We start from the raw sequence: 17730 nt of genomic DNA on the forward strand, positions 1-17730 counted from the left end.
AGACACCGGCGCAAGGTCTTGGCGTACGAAGGGAAAACGCATGAGAGAATTTGCATGAAGGCGGTCGTTGTCGAGAACTACAATTCAATCGACGGCATCTCGATCAAGGAGATCGATACGCCCGGCCTCGCCGCGGGCGAGGTCCGCGTCAGGATCGGCGCGGCGGCAGTCGGCTTCGTCGATGGCTTGAAGGTGCAGGGTCTCTACCAGACCAAGGACCCGCTGCCGTTCGTGCCGGGGACGGAGTTTGCCGGAACGGTCGATGCCGTCGCCGACAATGTCGGCGCGTTCAAGCCGGGCATGCCGGTGATCGGCATGGCCCGTTCCGGTGCGCTGGCCGAATATATCTCTGTGCCATCTGCGGCGCTCAAGCATCTGCCGCCGCAGATACCCTTCGAGGCCGGCGCGTCGTTTCAGGCCAACTATCTGACCGGGCTGTACGCGCTGGATGCCCGCGCGTCGCTGCGCGAAGGCGAGATATTGCTGGTGCTGGGCGCGGCCGGCGGCGTTGGGATCGCCGCCGTTCAGATCGGCAGATTGATGGGCGCGCGGGTGATCGCAGCTGCCTCAACGGCGGAGAAGCGTGACTTCGCGGTTCGTCACGGCGCCGATCAGACCATCGACTACACCCAGGCGGATTGGCGGGAGACGCTGAAGGAATTGACCGGCGGGCATGGGCCGGATGTCATTTTCGATCCCGTCGGCGGCGACGTATCGCTGCAGGCGTTTCGCTCGATCGCCTGGCTCGGGCGGCACCTCGTCGTCGGATTCGCCTCCGGCACCATTCCAGCGCTGGCGTTCAACCTGCCGCTGCTCAAGGGCGGCGCGCTGCTCGGCGTCGACCTCGCCCAGATCCAGAAGCGCGAGCCGGAAACTCACGCCCGCCTGATGGCGCAATTGTTCGACTGGCTGGCATCGGGCAAATTGCAGCCCGTGGTCGGCAAGATCGTGCCGTTCGAGAATTTTCGCGAGGCGTTCAAGACCATGCAGTCGCGATCGGCGCTTGGCAAGATGATCGTGAAATTCGGCTGAAGCGACGCGTCGAAGCAGGATACGGACTGATGTCTCTGGAAAACAGCAAGCCATCGCGCCGCCTGATGCACAGGCGGTCGGTCGAATGCGAAGGCTTTCTGCGGAACGACGGGCTCTGGGAAGTCGAGGCCTGGCTGCGGGATACCAAGCCTTTCACCCAGCGCGCCGATCGTTTCCGCGGCGAACTGAAACCGGGCGATCCCGTCCACGACATCGGCCTGCGGCTTGCGATCGACGACGGCATGACCATCCACGAGGCGGAGGCGATGATGCGCGCCACGCCCTATCCGACCTGCATCGAGGTCGAGCCGATCCTGCGGCGTCTGATCGGCGAGCGAATAGGCCCGGGCTGGCGCGAGACGGTGCGGCGCAAGATCGGCCGGCTCGAGACCTGCACGCATCTCGCCGAATTGCTCGGTCCTGCCGTGACCACGCTGTATCAGACCATGTCCTATGGCAGGAATCCGGAAGGCCGCGATACGCTGGAGAACCAGCAGAACTCCGGCCAACGTCCATTCTTCATCGGCGGCTGCCATTCCTGGCGGACCGACGGCCCCGTTGTCGCGGCGATGTTTCCGCAGTTCGCGACCAAGCCGGCGGCGAAAGATTAGCCGCGGACGCGATCGTAGATCGCAAACGCTGCGGCCAGCACGCATCCGGCGATGATGCCGAATGTCAGATCTTCGATCAGCGTGAGGCCGAAAGTTGCGATCAGCACCGCCGCACTGCGCCAATCGTGAAGCAAGCGAAGGAATTCTTCCTTCTCCGCCATGTTCCAGCACACCACCACCAGCACGCCCGCCAGCGCGGAGAGCGGAATGAAGCTCGCCAACGGCGCTGCGACCAGCATGAAAGCCAAAACGAGGATCGCATGCGCCATGCCGGAGACCGGGCTGCAGGCGCCCGCCCGAATATTGGTCGCGGTACGCGCGATCGTTCCGGTCACGCTGATGCCGCCGAAGATGGCGGAGGCGACGTTCGCAATGCCCTGCGCCACCACCTCCATGTTGTAGCGGTGCTTGCGCCCGGTCATGCCGTCGGCGACCTTGGCGGACAACAGGCTCTCGACCGCACCCAGAAGAGTGAAGGACAGCGCCGCCGGCAACACCTCGAGCACCGAAGCATAGGAGATCGAGGGTAGCTGCGGTGACGGCACTCCATCAGGCAATTGTCCGAAATGACTGCCGATGGTCTCTACCGGCAGATGAAGCAGAAAGACGGCGACCGAAGCGAGCGTGACCGCGATCAGCATTCCCGGCCAATTCGGTGCCAGCCGCCGCAGCAGGAAGATCAGGGCCGCCGACCCCACGCCAACCGCCAGCGCGGCCGGACTGATGGTCGGCAAGGATTGGCCGAGCATCACAAGCTTCGGCAACAGCGGTCCGGGTTCGGCCGCAGGCAGCTTGAGGCCGCCGAGATCCCTGAGCTGACTGGCAAAGATCGTGACCGCAATGCCGCATGTAAAGCCGACGGTCACCGGATGCGGAATGTAGCGGATCAGCGCCCCGAGCCGCAGCAGCCCGATCACCGTCAGCATGAAGCCGGAGATGAAGACCGTCAGCAGCAGCCCCTCGATGCCGAATTTCGTCACGGTTGCCGACACCAGGACGATGAACGCGCCCGCGGGTCCGCCGATCTGGTAACGGCTGCCACCGAGCGCCGATACTAAAAAGCCGCCGATCACGGCGGCGTACAATCCCCGCTCGGGCGAAACGCCCGAGGCGACGGCGATCGCCATCGACAGCGGGAGTGCAACGATGGCGACCGTCAAGGCCGCCAGCAAATCCTTTCGAAAGCAGCCGAGATCGTATCCCTCGGACAGGACGGTCGCGAGCTTTGGGCGATAATGATGGGCAGTAGCGGAGCCGTCGGGCATTTGGCGGGCGAACCAATCTGGGTTCGGAGACTATAGTCGAAGGCCCGGCGGACTGCCACCGGATCAAATACGGGCCGAAGCGACTTTCGTTTGACCCAGGCGCATAGCTTCAACCAAGGCTGCCGGGCAATCATGCTTGCTCGCGACACGGGCACGCGACTGCATGCTTCCCCGTCGACCCTTCGCCCGCCCGACGATGCTACTGGGCTCCTTTCGCTGCCCGAACGGCGGAGGCAGATACCGTCCCTGTCCTGAAGAACCGCTTCGCGATGTGACACCGCGACCGCGGCATGCCACGTCGCCGAAACCTGTGATAACCTTTCCACTGAACGGCTCCGGTTCATCGGAGAGTGACGATGAGAACCATCACGGCGTCGGCAGCCCGCAGGCTCGGCAAATTCCTGACCAAGGACTTCCGCGAAATCTTTGGTCCCATGCATGACGATCTGGCGGAGCGCCTCGGCTCACTTGCCCGGATCACCATCGAATGCATTGGAAGAAGCGACGCTCTCTATCACAATTATGAGCATACGTGGCTGGTCACGATGGCCGGCCGCGACATCCTGCAAGGCATGATGATGTCGCGCCGTATCGAACCTTCCGACTACACGCATCTCATCGTTGCCTGCCTGCTGCACGACATCGGCTATGTTCGCGGCATATTGAGCGGCGATACCGACGACGAGTTCGTGGTCGATGAAGACGGACGGAGAATCGCCTTGCCTCGCGGAGCGTCGGATGCCGCGCTGATGCCCTACCACGTCGACCGTTCGAAGCTGTTTGCCATGGAACGGCTCGGAAATTCACCAGTGATGGACGCCGCACGCATCGTTGAGGCGATCGAGCATACACGCTTCCCGCCTCCACCCGAGAGGAAGCCAACGGAGACGAACATACCTCGTCTGGTTCAGGCCGCGGACCTGATCGGGCAACTTGGCGACCCGATGTACGCAAGAAAGGTCAATGCGCTTTTTTACGAATTTGAGGAAACAGGGATGAATCACCAGCTTGGATATTCATGTCCGGCGGATCTGGTGGAAAAGTATCCGGACTTCTTCTGGAACAGCGTCTCGGAACATCTCGACGAAGGCATCAAGTACCTGAACCTGACCGCTTCCGGCCGTCAATGGATCGCCAATCTTCACCACCATCTATTATGCGCGGAGAATGCTCGACGTCTGATGGGACCGCAGCATTGACAGATGATGCACATCATCCGCTGGAGTTTCGCCTGCCATCAGCGAGCGATGACACAGCAGGGCCAGGAAGCATCTGAGATTGCGAGCTTGCTAACGCGCGTTTTAACCGCTTCCCGTGAGACGAAATTCTCGCATTGCGAAATGCCATCGCGGCGCGACGCGCAAAAGGACGCAGCGGGAGCGAACTGTCAGATTGAGCGTGACGCCGCGTCCGACAGGTGCCACTATCCAGGATAATCAAAAGCCGCGCACGTCGGACGAAGCGCGGCTGCCGAGGGGGAAATAAAAGCGTCAACGTTGGCGCGAGAGTTCCTTTTGGCCCAACCCGTCCGTTGGCGTCGCATGGGACAACAGATTGTCCATCGTCTGCTGATTTCGTTCCCCGCCTTGCTCGGGGTTCTTTTCCTCTGCTTTTGCCTGTTGCAAGTCGTGCCCGCCGATCCCGCGATGATCATCGCCGGGCCCGATGCCAAAGCCGAGACCATTGCCGCGATCCGCCAGGAACTTGGTCTCGACAGATCGATCCCGATCCAGTTCTTCGAATACATCCTGCGTGTGCTGCGCGGGGATCTCGGCCGCTCCATTATTTCCAATCGGATGGTGAGCGAGGAACTGGCGATGACGATCGGGCCGACGATCGAGCTGATGCTTGGGGCGATGTTGATCGCGGTGCCGAGCGGGCTCGCGCTCGGTACGCTGGCGGCCGTCAATCGCGGGCGCCTGTCCGACCGCGTCATCATGGCCTGCTCGGTCGCGGGCGTGTCGATGCCGGTGTTCTTCATCGGCCTGATCCTGATTCAGTTCGTCGGATTCAAATGGGCGCTGTTGCCGTTCACCGGCCGCACCGGCCCGGTATGGGACGGCGGATTGCCGAGCCTGATCCTCCCCGCCCTCACGCTGGGCGCGGTGCTGATCGGCCCGATCGCGCGACTGACGCGCACCGCCGTGCTCGAAGTGCTCGGCGCCGATTTCGTCCGCACGGCGCGCGCCAAGGGACTGCGCGAGCGGGTGGTGATCATTCACCACGCGCTGCGCAATGCCATGATTCCCGTCGTCACCCTGATCGGGCTGCAAGCGGCGTTCCTGCTCGGCGGCGCGGTCGTCACCGAAACGATGTTCTCATGGCCCGGCGTCGGCCGGCTCGCCGTCGGCGCCATCGTCTCCAGCGATTTTCCGACCGCGCAGGGCGCGATCATGATCCTCGCCGTCGCTTTTCTCACGATCAACCTCATCGTCGACGTGCTCTACGTCTATCTCGATCCGAGGGTGCAGCGCAGATGAGCGTCGAGGCTCTCGAACAAGGCTTTGTCCCGGAGCGCGAAACCGGCGTATTCGCGCGCGCCGGGGTGTTGCGCCGGCTGGCGCGAGACCGGGTTGCTGCGCTCGCCGGGCTGGCGCTCACGGCAATCGTGCTGGCGGCGCTGTTTGCGCCCTGGATCGCGCCCTACGATCCCTACTTCACCGACCTTACCAAGGTGATGCGGCCGCCCGACGCCGCGCACTGGTTCGGCACCGACAATACCGGGCGCGACATCTTCAGCCGCGTTCTCTACGGCACGCGCAACACGCTGATGCTCGGGCTGGTCGGCGTGATCGTCGGCGGTTTCATCGGCGGCGTTCTCGGCATCCTCGCCGCCTACTACCGGCGGCTGGACGGCTGGATCATGCGGCTGGTCGACGTGATGCTCGCCTTCCCTGCAATCCTGATCGGGCTTGCGGTGGCCGCGATCTTCGGCGCCGGATTGACGGCGGTGGTGATAGCGCTCGTCGTCGCCACCGTGCCTGATGTGGCGCGGGTGGCGCGCGGTGCAGCGATCGGCGTGATGGGCCAGGAATTCATGGAGGCCGGCCGCGCCGTGGGTGTCTCCGACGGCGAACTGATCTGGCGCTACCTGACGCTGAACTGCATCTCGACCATTTTCGTGTTCCTGACGCTGCGCTTCGGCCAGATCATCCTGATCGGCGCTGCGCTCGGTTTTCTCGGCATGGGTGCGCAGCCGCCGACCGCCGAACTCGGCATGATGGCGGCGCAGGGCCGCGACTTCCTGTTCATGGCACCGCATATCGCGACGATCCCAAGCTGTGCCATTTTCGTGATCGTGCTGGCCGCCAACCTTCTGGGCGACGCATTCCGCGACGTCCTCGATCCGAGGCTGCAGACATGATCAGGTTCGCGCTGGGAATGTCCTTGGCACTGTGCGTCACGGGTCCGGCGTCGGCCCAGACGCTCCAGCTCATGAAGGGGATAGACGCGCCGCATTACGATGCGCAGCGCACGACCTGGGGACCGACGTCTGATATCGTCAACATGTTCCAGGACACGCTGGTCGCGCTCGACTGGGACGGCCGCACGCCGATTCCCTATCTCGCCAAGTCGTGGACCATCAGCGAGGACGGCAGGACCTATACGTTCAAGCTGCGCGACGACGTCACCTTCTGCAGCGGCAAGAAATTCACCGCGGATGACGTCATCTACAGCTTTAGGCGGCTCAAGGACCCCGCGATCAAGGCGCCCTACGCCTGGCGCGCCGGCGACATTAAGGAGCTGCGCGCGCCTGATCCCTACACAGTCGAGTACGAGCTCAACGAGCCCTACTCCGAACTGCTGCTGCAGCTCACCATGTTCACCAACGTCATCCACAACAGGGAGAGCGTGGAGGCGCTCGGCAAGGATTACGGCATCAAGGGCGCCGATGGCACCGGACCGTGGTGTTTCGAGAGCTGGCAGCCGCGCACGGAAATCGTGCTCAAGCGCCACGATGCCTACCGTTGGGGCCCGTCGATGTACAAGAACAAGGGCCCCGTTAAATTCGAAAAGCTCAGCGTCAAGATCATGCCCGAAGAGTCCAGCCGTGTGGCGGCGATGATGGCCGGCCAGTTCGACATGACCCATCAGTTCCCGCCGCAGTTCATCGCGCAGGCCAAGGCGGCCCCGATGCTGACGGTCACAGCGGCAAAGCCGAATTTCCAATTACTCTATTTCGGTTTCAAGACGACTCGGCCGATGGTGGCGGACCGGCGCGTGCGCGAGGCGATGAGCATCGCCATCAACCGCGCTGAAATTGCCAAGGGCGTCCTGCTCGGCAATGCCGATCCCGCCTTCACCATCGTCGACCCGGACGCACTCGATCACGACCCCGCCACCAAGAGCATCGTGAAGGAGGATATCGAGCGTGCAAAAGCACTGCTCGACGAAGCCGGCTGGAAGATGGGCAGCGACGGCGTCCGCGAAAAGGACGGCGTCAAGCTGCAGCCCAAGGTCTATTACACCCAGGCCGGCAACACGCCGCGGGTGGCCGAAGCGATCCAGGGTTACCTGCGCCGCATCGGCGTCCAGTGGCAGCTTCAACCCTGGGACTCGACCATCGCCTCCGCCAAGATGGCCGAGCAGGACTACGAGATCTGGTCGGTGACCGTGCCTTATCTGTCGGCCGGCGACCTCATGAACATCTACTTCGATTCCAGGAACATCCCGACGCCCAACCGGATGAACTGGAAGGACGCCGAAACCGATGAGTGGCTGAAGCAGGGCCGCTCGGCGCTGACCGATGCCGACCGCGCGAAATACTACGCGAAGGTCCAGCAGAAGGTGATGCGCGAGCACCTCTGGATGCCCGTGCTCAACATCAACATGGACCAGGTGACCAACAAGAAGATCGCCGACGCCAGGCCGCACATGATCTACCAGAATACTTTCTACAAAGGCTTGGACGTGTCGCGCCAGAAATAACGAGGGAGAGAACACGATGCGCAGCATTTTGACGGGCGTTGCGGCGCTGCTGGGAGCGGCCGGAATGTGCGCGATGGCCGAGGCGCAGACCTTGCGGGTAATGAAGTCGCTGGACGCGCCGCATTACGACGGCCAGCGCACCACCTGGTCGCCGACGTCTGATATCGTCAATATGTTCCAGGATACGCTGGTAGCGCTCGACTGGGACGGCAAGACGGCGATCCCTTACCTCGCGAAATCCTGGACCATCAGCGAGGACGGCAGGACCTATACGTTCAAGCTGCGCGACGACGTGACGTTCTGCAGCGGGAAGAAGTTCACCGCCGCCGACGTCATCTATACTTTCAAGCGGCTCAAGGATCCGGAAACCAAGGCGCCCTATGCATGGCGTGCCGGCGAGATCAAGGAGCTTCGCGCGCCCGATCCCTACACCGTCGAATATGAGCTGAACGAGCCCTACTCCGAGCTGCTGCTGCAGCTCACCATGTACACCAACGCAATCCACAACCAGGAAAGCGTCGAGCAACTCGGCAAGGATTACGGCATCAAGGGAATCGACGGCACCGGTCCGTGGTGTTTCGAGAGCTGGCAACCGCGCACCGACATCGTGCTCAAGCGCCACGACGCGTACAAATGGGGTCCGTCGATGTATCAGAACAAGGGCCCGGTGAAGTTCGAAAAACTCAGCATCAAGATCGTGCCCGAAGATGCCAGCCGGGTCGCCGCCATCATGGGCGGGCAGTTCGACCTTACCCATCAGGTCCCACTGCAGTTCATCGAACAGGTCAAGGCTGCGCCCAACCTGACCGTTCAGGAAGCCAAACCGAACTTCCAGCTCATGTACTACGGCTACAAGATCACGCGCCCGATGGTATCAGACAAGCGCGTGCGCGAGGCGATGAACATCGCGATCAACCGCGCCGACATCGTCAAGGGCGTCATGCTGGGCAATGCCGAGCCGGCGTTCACCTTTGTCGACCCCAAGGCACTCGACTTCGCCGAAAAAACCAAGGGTGTCATCAAGGAAGATGTCGAACGCGCAAAGAAGCTTTTGGACGAGGCCGGTTGGAAGGTCGGCGCCGACGGCATTCGTGAGAAGGACGGCATGAAGCTCGCCCCCCGGGTGCTGTTCACGCAGGTCGCCTATTTCCCGCGCGTCTCCGAAGCCATTCAGGGCTACATGCGCAAGATCGGTGTCGACTGGAAGATCGTGGGCTTCGATTCCACGATTGCGCCTGCCGAGATGGGCAAGCAGGACTACGAGCTTTGGACGGTGACGGTTCCCTATCTGTCGGCCGGCGAGTTGATGAACATTTATTTCAACTCGAAGAACGTCCCCACCCCCAATCGCATGAACTGGAAGGACGCCGAAACCGACGAGTGGCTGCGCGCCGGCCGCGCCGCCCTGACCGACACCGAGCGCGCACTCAACTATGCCCGCGTGCAGGAGAAGGTAACGAACGAGCATCTCTGGATGCCGGTGATGAACGTCGCGATGTACACAACCAGTTCAAAGAAGCTGAAAGGCGTCCGGCCGCACATGCTCTATCAAAACACCTTCTATAAGGGACTGGATTACTCCTTCTGATGGACACGCTCCTCGAGGTTCGCGGCCTAAAGACCCACTTCGCGACAGATCGCGGCCTGTTTCGCGCCGTCGACGGCATCAACTTCAGCGTTCCGCGCGGCCGCACCGTCGGCCTTGTCGGTGAGTCCGGCTGCGGCAAGAGCGTGACGTCGCTGTCGGTGATGGGCCTGGTGCCGAGCCCGCCGGGCAAGGTCGAGGCTGAGGCGGTGCTGTTCGGCAATCGCGACGTGCTGCGGCTTTCGGCCGACGAACGCCGCAAGCTGCGCGGCGGCAAGATGTCGATGATTTTTCAGGAGCCGATGACCTCGCTCAATCCGGTCCACACCGTCGGCCAGCAGATCGTCGAGGCGATCCTTGCCCACACCGCGATGTCGCCGCGCGCAGCGCGGGCACGGGCGATCGAGATGCTGGAATTGGTGCGGATTCCGTCAGCGGCGCAGCGCATCGACGATTTCCCCCACAATATGTCGGGCGGAATGCGCCAGCGCGTCATGATCGCGATGGCGCTCTCCTGCGAGCCGGCGCTGTTGATCGCCGACGAGCCGACAACGGCGCTCGACGTCACCATCCAGGCCCAGATCCTTGACCTCTTGAGCGATTTGCAGCGGCGACTCGGCATGGCGATCCTGATCATCACCCATGATCTCGGCGTGATCGCTGAGGTCGCCGATGAGGTCCTGGTGATGTATGCCGGCCGCATCGTTGAGAGCGCGGACGTCAACGACCTGTTCGCCGATCCGCAGCATCCCTATACGATCGGCCTGCTCGGCTCGATCCCGCGCATCGATGTCGACCGCAAGCGCCTCGCCACCATCGAAGGTACCGTGCCCAGTCCCAACAACCAGCCGGCGGGCTGCCGCTTTGCACCGCGCTGTCCATTTGCAGACCAGCGCTGCCGACTTGATCCGCCGCCCTTGCGCGACATCGCGCCCGGCCATCGGGTGGCATGCTGGAAGGCGCCGGTCGAGGTGGCGTCATGAGCGATGTTCCGGTCCTGCAGGTCGATGGCCTGGTCAAGCATTTTGCGGTCACGCGCGGGCTGATCCGCCGCAAGACCATCGGACTGGTGCGTGCCGTCGAGGATGTGAGTTTTCAGATCGCCCGCGGCGAGACGCTGGCGCTGGTCGGCGAGTCCGGCTGCGGCAAGTCGACCACCGGCCGGCTGATCCTGCGTTTGATGGACCCGACTGCAGGCTCTGTGCGCTTCAAGGGCAAGGAGATCGCCGACCTCGACAAGGACGCGCTGCGCCGGATGCGTCGGCACATGCAGATCATTTTCCAGGACCCCTATGCCTCGCTCAATCCGCGCATGACGGTCGGTGAGATCCTGGCTGAGCCGCTGCGGGTTCACGACATCGGCGATGACGCCTCGCGCGAAGCGCGCGTCCGCGAGCTTCTGGACATCGTCGGCCTGCTGCCCGAACATGCCGGGCGCTATCCGCATCAATTCTCGGGCGGGCAGCGCCAGCGCATCGGCATTGCGCGTGCGCTCGCCGCCAATCCTGATTTGATCGTCTGCGACGAGCCCGTGTCGGCGCTGGACGTCTCGATCCAGGCGCAGATCGTCAACCTCCTGCAGAACCTGCAGCAGCGATTTGGTCTTTCCTATCTGTTCATCGCCCATGATCTGGCTGTCGTGAAGCACATCAGCGACCGCGTCGCGGTGATGTATTTGGGCAAGCTGGTCGAGATATCAGACAAGAAGTCGCTCTATAGCCGTCCGTTGCACCCCTATACCCAGGCGCTGCTCGCGGCCATTCCGAAACCCGATCCTGCGCTCCGCACCAAACGCGTGATGCTTCAAGGTGACGTGCCGAGCCCGTTCAGGCCGCCGACCGGCTGCCGCTTCCATACCCGCTGCCCGCATGCACAAGCACGCTGCTCGGCAGAAGAGCCGGAGCTGCGCGAAGCAGCACCTGGCCATCGCGTGGCCTGTCATTTCTTCGAGACGCTGCCTACGCCGACCATTTTGGCGCGCGCTGGCCTTGCGAACGGCAAATTCGCCGAGCGGCTGGCGGCCTTCGAGGCTGCGAAGCAGGGGCTGAAACGGACGGAAGCGCAGTTACCCGGCGTGTTCAATAGCGCGGATAGCACCACGCAGCTCCGCTAGCCCGCGCAGCCGGCCGATCGCGGTGTAGCCGGGATTGGCGCGTTTGGTTGCGGTGAGATCGTCGAGCATGCGGTGGCCGTGATCGGGCCGGAACACGATCTGATTTTCCGCCGAACGCTTTCGGTTCTCCGCCAGCAAAGCCTTGAGCACCGCGATCATATCGACATCACCGTCGAGATGATCGGATTCGAAGAACGAAAGCCCATCTGCTTCGCGTCTGGTCGCCCGCAGATGGGCAAAACCGATCCGCGATGCGAAGCGCTTGGCCATGACAGGCAGATCGTTCTCCGCGCGCACGCCGAGCGAACCGGTGCAGAAGCAGATGCCGTTGGCTTTTGATGGCACAGTGTCGAACAGCGCCTGATAGTCCTCCGCCGACGAGGCGATGCGCGGCAGGCCAAACAGCGGACGTGGCGGATCGTCCGGATGCAGCGTCAGCGTCACGCCGAGCTGCTCCGCCACCGGCGCGACGCGCGCGAGAAATTCGCATAAGTGCTGGCGCAGCACCTTGGAATCAATGCCGCGATACTGCTGCAGGCGGTCGCGGAATTGCGGAATGGTCAGGGGATCGGTGGTCGATCCCGGCAGCGCGCTGGCAATGTTGGTGATGAGGCAGTCGATATCGGCCTGCGTCATTGCTTCATAGACCTGCTTCGCGCGGCGCTGCGCGGCCTCGGAATATTCCGCCGGCGCCTCGGGACGCTCAAGGATGTGCAGATCGAACGCCGCGAAACGGTCCTGATCGAAGCGCATCGCCTTGGCGCCGTTCGGCAGTTCCCATTCGAGATCGGTGCGGCACCAGTCAACGACCGGCATGAAATTGTAGCAGATGATCTTGATGCCGGCGGCGGCGACCGCCTCCATGCTCGCGATCCAGGCCTCGATCGAGCGGGTCGCGCCGCCCCCCAATCGCTTGACGTCGTCCGGTACGGGGATCGATTCCACCACCGACCAGGTCAGCGGCGAGCGGCCCGGTTGCGAGTTCTCGATCAGGTTCTTTCGTTCCTCGACGGCTGAGCGCGTCCAGGCCTCGCCGATCGGCACCTGATGCAGCGCCGTCACTACGTCGGTCGCGCCGGCCTGACGGATATCGTCGAGCGATACGGGATCGTTGGGTCCGTACCACCGCCATCCCTGCAGCATCATGCGGAAGCTCCTGAAATGAGAACGGCAATCAAGCGGTCAGCACGACCTTGACGCTTTGCGAACGGTCGAGCGCCAGCCGCACAGCGTCGGGCGCGACCGCCAGCGGGCGTTGCGCCGTCACCAGCGACAGCACGTCCACACTGCCGTCGGCGATCAGTTCGACCGCCGTGAAGAATTCCGCCCCGAAGCGGAACGAGCCGCGCAGGTCGATCTCCTTGGCCATCACCGCATTCGCCGGCACCTGAATCTGCCCGCCTGGCAGGTTGCCGACCTGAACCACGACGCCGCCGCGCCTGACCGCACCGATCGCGCTGGCCCAGCCCGCCGCGGTACCCGAGACTTCGAACGCCACATCGAACGGCTGCGCAGCAGCCTGCGCCTTCAGCGCCTCTTCGCCGCCGGAGATATCAACGACATGATTGGCGCCCAATCTCGTGGCGAACGCCAGCGGCGCGGCCGCGATATCGACGACGGTCGTCTCTGCGATCCCGGCGCGCTGCGCCGCCAGCATGGTCAACAGACCGATCGGGCCGGCGCCGAACAGCACCGCGCGCTTGCCAGTGACGTCCCCGGCGCGGGCGACCGCATGCAGACACACTGCGAGCGGCTCGGCAAGCGCCGCCGCCTGATAGGTCACGTGATCCGGAATCTTCACGCATTGCGCCGGGATGGCGTCGAAGTAAGACGCAAAGCCGCCCTGCATATGCGGGGTCTTCGAGGCCGATCCCATGAAGAAGATGTTTTCGCAGAGATTGGGCCGGTTCTCGCGGCACGGCTTGCAGTGGCCGCACCAGCGCGATGGGTTGACGGCGACGCGATCGCCGACTTTTACGCCGGGTGCGGAACCTGCGATCTCGACCACCTCACCGGCAATCTCGTGGCCGAGCACCAGCGGCGAGGTCACGACGAAATCGCCGGTTCGGGCATGACGGTAGTAATGCATGTCCGAGCCGCAGATGCCGCCGGCACCGAAACGGATACGCACCATGCCCGAGGCGAGCGGATCGAGCGGCCGCTCGATCATGCGCAGATCTTCCGGTCCGAACAGCGTTGCAGCCAAAGCCATCGATGTCATCTTGAGAGTCCCATGTATTTAGGCAGCCAGAGCGTCAGCTCCGGGATGAAGGTGATGGCGACGAGCGCCAGTAACAGCGGCACCAGCCACGGCAGGATTGCCATGGTCGTGCGTTCGACCGACAGTTTCGCCACGCGCGCGAGCACGAACAGCACCATGCCGAGCGGTGGATGCAGGAGGCCGATCATCAGGTTCAGCGTCATGATCAGGCCGAAATGGATCGGGTCGATGCCGAGCTTGAGCACGATCGGCAGCAGAATCGGCACCAGGATGGTGATCGCGGCGATGGTGTCGATGAAGCAGCCGACGAACAGGATCAGGATATTCGCCAGCAGCAGGAACACCCATTTGTTCTGGGTGATGCTCAGCATCGCATCCGTCAGCATCTGCGCCGCCTGCGAGACCGTGAGCAGCCAGGCAAAGATCGAGGCCGCGGTCACGATGAACAGCACCGATGCCGTGGTCTCGATCGTATCGAACGTCGCTTTGGCGACGGTCTGCAGCGTCATCGAGCGGTAACGCACGAGGCCGAGGAACAGCGACCAGATCACCGCGGCAATCGCGGCTTCGGTCGGCGTGAACCAGCCGAGCGTCATGCCGCCGATCAAAATGACTGGCGCCATCAACGCCATCACGGCAGAGAAATCGAAATACCAGTCGAGCGCCAGCAGCACCACAAGGCCGATTCCGACCGCCATGTTCACCGAGAGACCGACGACGACCAGCAGCCAGACCGCCAGCGGGAATCCCAGCACGATGAGGATCTCAAGCGCTGCCGAGCCAACCTGCGGCAAAGAGAATGGTGTATCGCTGCCCCAGCCGTTCTTGTGCGCGAAATAGGCCACCGTCGCCATCATCGCCAGGGTCATGACGACGCCGGGAATCACGCCGCCCAGGAACAGCGCGCCGATCGAGACGTTCGCCATCATGCCGTAGATCACGAACGGCAGCGAGGGCGGGATGATCGGGCCGAGGGTGGCGGAAGCCGCGGTGACGCCGACGGCGAACTCGGTGGAGTAGCCGTGATCCTTCATCGCCTTGATCTCGATGGTGCCGAGCCCCGCGGCATCCGCGATCGCGGTGCCGGACATGCCCGAAAAGATCACCGAGCCAACGATATTGACGTGGCCGAGGCCCCCGCGCATCCAGCCCACCAGCGCGACCGCAAACTTGTAGATGCGCCCGGTCACGCCCGCGATGTTCATGAGATTGCCGGCCAGAATGAAGAACGGCACCGCGAGCAGCGGGAAGCTCTCGACGCCGGCAATCATGCGCTGCGCCAGCGTGACATCCGGCGTGATGCCGGTGACGAGAATGTAGACCAGCGACGATACCGCCATCGAAAGCGCGACCGGCAGGCCGACCAGCATCAGCAGCAGAAATCCCCCAAGCAGCAGCAGCATCGCCCTACCCTTCCGTTCCGTCGAATGCGCCGGGGCGCTCCAGGATGGAGTAGCCCCGCCGCCAGTTCTCGACGGCGATCTGGATCGAGCGCGCGAACATCAGCACGAAGCCGAGCAGCACGGCGTAATAGACAAATCCCTTTTGAAATTTGATCGTGGTCATCCGCTCGTCGCCGATGATCTGGATGAACTGCCAAACCAGCTTGATCGCATAGCCGAAGAACGCGATCCGGATCAGGTCGATGACGGTCGACAGCGCACGCGCCGGAAGATGCGGCAGATAGCGGAACACGAGATCGACCTGGATGTGCCGCGACAGCCGCACGCACATCGCCGAGCCGATGAAGACCACGCCGATCAGACAGTAGGTCGCGATCTCCTCGGTCCAGGCGTAGCTGTCGTTGAGGACGTAACGGGTGAAGAACTGCAGGAAGACGGAGAGCGCCATGATCCAAAAGATCACGAGCGCGAGCCAATCCTCGGCGGCATACTGGCCGAGATCGGCGCCCTTGGGCACCTCGTCCTCAAAAGTGTGGGCGATCTCGTCCGCCGTGGTCTGCTTGTGCACTTCAACCGTCGACATGCGCCCTCCCCGAGCTGGCGTATTCGAGGCTTCCGCCGTGCCTGCCGTCGAAAATGGCGGAAAGCACGGACGAAAGCCCGCCGTTTACTTCACCGCCTGGATGCGATCCCAGTCGGACTTGCGGTAGTCGAAGGTCTCGAACTTCGTGGTCTTGATCACGGTGTCGCGGAACTCGTCCTTGTTGACCTCGGTGACCGTCAGCCCCTTCTGCTTGAAGAAATCGACCAGCTTGGCCTCGTTGGTCTTGATCTCGGCCGTGGCCTTTGCCGCCGCTTCCTGGGCGACGTCGGTGAAGATCTTGCGATCTTCTTCCGAAAGCTTCTTCCAGAGCGCACCGGCGACAACCGTATTGAGGTGATCGACGATGTGGCCGGTCAGCACGATGTGCTTCTGCACCTCGTAGAACTTCTTGGCTTCGATTGTGGTGAGCGGATTTTCCTGGGCTTCCACCGTGCCGTTCTGCAGGGCGAGGTAGACTTCCGCAAAGGCGATCGGCGCTGTGTTGGCGCCACAGGCGCGCGGCATCGCGAGATAGGCCGGCACGTCAGGCACACGCATCTTGAGGCCCTTCATGTCGGCGCAGGCCTTGATCTGCTTGTTCGAAGAGGTGTGTCGCACCCCATAATAAGTCACCGCCACGATGTGATGGCCGCTCTTGTCCTCATAGCCCTTGGCAAGCTCCTTGAAGACGTCGCTCTTGGTGTAGGCCAGGAGATGATCGGCATCGCGGAACGTGTAGGGATAGTAGGTCACGCCTATCGGCGGAAAGCTCTTGGCTGCAAAGCTCGAGCCGGAAATGATGATATCGACCGAGCCCAGCGAAAGCCCCTGGTTAATGTCGGTTTCTTTGCCGAGTTGGGAAGCCGGATAGACGTCGATCTGGTAGCGCCCGTTGGTGCGCTTGTTGATCTCGCCAGCGGCCCAGACGGAGGCAGTGTGAAACGGCTCCGAGGTTTCGTAGACGTGAGCCCATTTCAGCTTGGTCTGCGCCATGCCTGATGAGGTTGCGGCCAGCAGCGCAGCAGCAGACGCCGCGAATGCAATCGTCAATTTTTTTAACACGTGAATTTCCTCCGTCGTTACAATTTGCTTTTGTTACCCAACCGGACCGACATTTCGCCGAACCGTTCGAATTCCCGTCGTTCAGCCGCTGCTTGCGCGGATGCGCGAGGCGGACGAAGCTTCCGCCCCAAAATTTTGCGCAAAACGGGCCTGCGAACGCGCCAAGTGCTCGCGCATCGTGACGCGGGCGGCGTCGGGATCGTGCGCGGCGATGGCATCGCGGATCGCGCGGTGCTCGGCCAGCGCAGCATTCCAGGATTCCGGATTTTCGAAATAATGCGCGAGCTTGGCGAAATAGGGATTGAGCCGCTGGTCGAACAGCTCGCCGACGACGCGGACCAGCACAGCGTTGTCGAGGCATCCGGCCACCGCGATGTGAAACGCGCGGTCATGGATCATCGAGGCTTCGCCGGGATGCTGCACGGTCGCCATCGCCTCCAGCGAAGCATCGATGCGCGCGATGTCTTCGGCTGTCGCCACCCGCGCCGCCTGTTCGGCAATGGCGCCTTCGAGGAATTCGCGCGCGCGTAAGAGTTCGAACGGGCCTTCGATCTCGGCCGTCAGAGGCAAAGGCGGTGCGAGCGCCGGCGGCTCACTGACATAAATCCCCGAACCGACGCGAATCCGAACCCGGCCCTCGACTTCCAGAGCGATCAGGGCTTCGCGTACCGTCGGCCGCGACACTTTCAACTGTTCGGCAAGATCGCGCTCGGTCGGAAGACGGCTGCCCACGCGGTACTCGCCGCTGTCGATCAAGGCGCGAAGCTGATCGGCAACCTGGCGATAAAGGCGTCGTGCTTCCACGGCTTCGAGCGGCACGCTCGGCTCTCCCTGACGATCCCCTGAAGTGATCGATTTTTCTTGCTTTGGTCGGGGTAAGGCCAATAAATCTGGAAAATTGGCCTTACCAATTGACCAAAAGATTG

Annotated in this window: 16 protein-coding genes; 9 read left to right on the top strand and 7 right to left on the bottom strand. The window is 62.8% G+C overall.

The window, feature by feature from the left end:
- Positions 1 to 54: 54 nt before the first annotated feature.
- Together RX328_RS34660 and RX328_RS34665 are read left to right on the top strand one after the other, a co-directional pair.
- Complete coding sequence (locus RX328_RS34660) at positions 55 to 1032, top strand: NADPH:quinone oxidoreductase family protein (RefSeq protein ID WP_213249412.1); 978 nt, start codon at positions 55 to 57, stop codon at positions 1030 to 1032.
- Between the two features lie 29 nt (positions 1033 to 1061).
- Positions 1062 to 1643 carry a DUF2889 domain-containing protein gene (locus RX328_RS34665; RefSeq protein WP_213249410.1) on the top strand — a complete coding sequence of 194 codons (582 nt, stop codon included), beginning with the start codon at positions 1062 to 1064 and terminating at the stop codon, positions 1641 to 1643.
- Here the strand turns inward: RX328_RS34665 and RX328_RS34670 are convergent.
- On the bottom strand, positions 1640 to 2908 hold the full coding sequence (locus RX328_RS34670) for a SulP family inorganic anion transporter (protein ID WP_213249408.1): 1269 nt from the start codon (positions 2906 to 2908) through the stop codon (positions 1640 to 1642). The two genes, RX328_RS34665 and RX328_RS34670, sit on opposite strands and share 4 nt — an antisense overlap.
- A gap of 356 nt (positions 2909 to 3264) precedes the next feature.
- Here RX328_RS34670 and RX328_RS34675 point away from each other — a divergent pair, with 356 nt between their 5' ends.
- From RX328_RS34675 to RX328_RS34705, 7 genes are all read left to right on the top strand, one after another.
- Positions 3265 to 4107 (top strand): HD domain-containing protein, encoded by an 843-nt coding sequence (locus RX328_RS34675; protein ID WP_213249406.1) that lies wholly within the window; start codon positions 3265 to 3267, stop codon positions 4105 to 4107.
- 342 nt (positions 4108 to 4449) lie between these two features.
- Positions 4450 to 5388, top strand: a complete 939-nt coding sequence (locus RX328_RS34680) for an ABC transporter permease (protein ID WP_213249404.1) — start codon at positions 4450 to 4452, stop codon at positions 5386 to 5388.
- Positions 5385 to 6272, top strand: coding sequence for an ABC transporter permease (locus tag RX328_RS34685; protein WP_213249402.1), 888 nt, complete (start codon positions 5385 to 5387; stop codon positions 6270 to 6272). The genes RX328_RS34680 and RX328_RS34685 overlap by 4 nt, the downstream gene beginning before the upstream one ends.
- Positions 6269 to 7837, top strand: coding sequence for an ABC transporter substrate-binding protein (locus RX328_RS34690; protein WP_213249400.1), 1569 nt, complete (start codon positions 6269 to 6271; stop codon positions 7835 to 7837). Before RX328_RS34685 ends, RX328_RS34690 begins: the two co-directional genes overlap by 4 nt.
- A gap of 16 nt (positions 7838 to 7853) precedes the next feature.
- The gene (locus tag RX328_RS34695) at positions 7854 to 9425 is read left to right on the top strand and encodes an ABC transporter substrate-binding protein (RefSeq protein ID WP_213249398.1); all 1572 of its coding nucleotides are present in this window, start codon (positions 7854 to 7856) and stop codon (positions 9423 to 9425) included.
- A complete protein-coding gene (locus RX328_RS34700; RefSeq protein WP_213249396.1) occupies positions 9425 to 10405 on the top strand; it encodes an ABC transporter ATP-binding protein in 981 nt (326 codons plus the stop codon). Before RX328_RS34695 ends, RX328_RS34700 begins: the two co-directional genes overlap by 1 nt.
- Complete coding sequence (locus tag RX328_RS34705) at positions 10402 to 11535, top strand: ABC transporter ATP-binding protein (RefSeq protein WP_213249395.1); 1134 nt, start codon at positions 10402 to 10404, stop codon at positions 11533 to 11535. Before RX328_RS34700 ends, RX328_RS34705 begins: the two co-directional genes overlap by 4 nt.
- Here RX328_RS34705 and uxuA read toward each other — a convergent pair.
- The 6 genes from uxuA to RX328_RS34735 form a co-directional block, all read right to left on the bottom strand.
- On the bottom strand, positions 11488 to 12678 hold the full coding sequence (uxuA, locus tag RX328_RS34710) for a mannonate dehydratase (protein WP_213249664.1): 1191 nt from the start codon (positions 12676 to 12678) through the stop codon (positions 11488 to 11490). The genes RX328_RS34705 and uxuA overlap by 48 nt on opposite strands.
- Before the next feature lie 31 nt (positions 12679 to 12709).
- The gene (locus tag RX328_RS34715; RefSeq protein ID WP_213249394.1) at positions 12710 to 13756 is read right to left on the bottom strand and encodes an L-idonate 5-dehydrogenase; all 1047 of its coding nucleotides are present in this window, start codon (positions 13754 to 13756) and stop codon (positions 12710 to 12712) included.
- Positions 13753 to 15159, bottom strand: coding sequence for a TRAP transporter large permease (locus RX328_RS34720; RefSeq protein WP_213249393.1), 1407 nt, complete (start codon positions 15157 to 15159; stop codon positions 13753 to 13755). Before RX328_RS34720 ends, RX328_RS34715 begins: the two co-directional genes overlap by 4 nt.
- Positions 15160 to 15163: 4 nt before the next feature.
- Complete coding sequence (locus RX328_RS34725; RefSeq protein ID WP_213249392.1) at positions 15164 to 15742, bottom strand: TRAP transporter small permease; 579 nt, start codon at positions 15740 to 15742, stop codon at positions 15164 to 15166.
- 84 nt (positions 15743 to 15826) lie between these two features.
- The gene (locus tag RX328_RS34730) at positions 15827 to 16735 is read right to left on the bottom strand and encodes a sialic acid TRAP transporter substrate-binding protein SiaP (RefSeq protein ID WP_249726234.1); all 909 of its coding nucleotides are present in this window, start codon (positions 16733 to 16735) and stop codon (positions 15827 to 15829) included.
- A 150-nt stretch (positions 16736 to 16885) separates the two neighbouring features.
- On the bottom strand, positions 16886 to 17623 hold the full coding sequence (locus RX328_RS34735; RefSeq protein ID WP_213249391.1) for a FadR/GntR family transcriptional regulator: 738 nt from the start codon (positions 17621 to 17623) through the stop codon (positions 16886 to 16888).
- Positions 17624 to 17730 lie beyond the last annotated feature (107 nt).

This window comes from Bradyrhizobium sp. sBnM-33 (genome assembly GCF_032917945.1).
Lineage (GTDB): Bacteria > Pseudomonadota > Alphaproteobacteria > Rhizobiales > Xanthobacteraceae > Bradyrhizobium.